A 734-nucleotide genomic window follows, 5' to 3' on the forward strand; every position below is an offset into this window, starting at 1 on the left:
CCCATCATTTGAATCTCCTTCTAACGTTGCTCGCACCCGCAAAATCCGCTGTTCCAAATCATGAAAAGAAAGATGTTGAACAACAACAACACGCTCCACCAAAACAGACCACCCCGAAGAGGTAATATTTGCAACGCCCCCGCAAACAGCAAGCAGCTTTTCCCCTGAAGAGGTAAGAACGTACATACTGCCCAACACAATGCTCGCCACCAAAGGCGCATGATTCGCCATCACTGTCAAAGCACCTGAAGCTGAAGGAAGAACAACAGACACTACTTGCTCTGAAAACACAGGTTTTTCAGGAGACACAAGTTCAAACAAAAAATGGTTTACTCTATTGTTTTCCACAAAAATCTCCACGAGGCTCAATTATGAGGACTTACTATCCTCTCTACAAAAAACATTCATTACAGATTTTCTTTTATGAAGAAACTTCTGCAATAAGACGCTTTCCTTTTTCAACTGCTTCATCAATCGAACCGACCATATAAAAAGCCGCTTCTGGCAAATTATCATACTCACCAGCGCAAAGACCCTTAAAGCCTTTGATTGTCTCTTCTAAAGGCACCAATTTTCCAGGTGAACCGGTAAAGGCTTCAGCAACATGGAAAGGTTGGGAAAGGAAACGTTCAATTTTACGGGCACGCCCTACCAGTAACTTATCATCTTCAGAAAGTTCATCCATTCCAAGAATAGCAATAATATCCTGCAATGACCTATAACGTTGCAAAATG

At 42.1% G+C, this 734-nt stretch carries 2 protein-coding genes; both read right to left on the reverse strand.

The window, feature by feature from the left end; genetic code table 11:
* Positions 1 to 348 (reverse strand): F0F1 ATP synthase subunit delta/epsilon (locus ACFIO5_RS11705; protein ID WP_375705504.1); only part of this gene is annotated, 348 nt, incomplete at its 3' end.
* Between the two features lie 73 nt (positions 349 to 421).
* The coding region (locus tag ACFIO5_RS11710; protein ID WP_522729889.1) for an ATP synthase beta subunit C-terminal domain-containing protein at positions 422 to 734 on the reverse strand (313 nt) is incomplete at its 5' end.

It is taken from the genome of Bartonella sp. AA86SXKL (assembly GCF_042196885.1).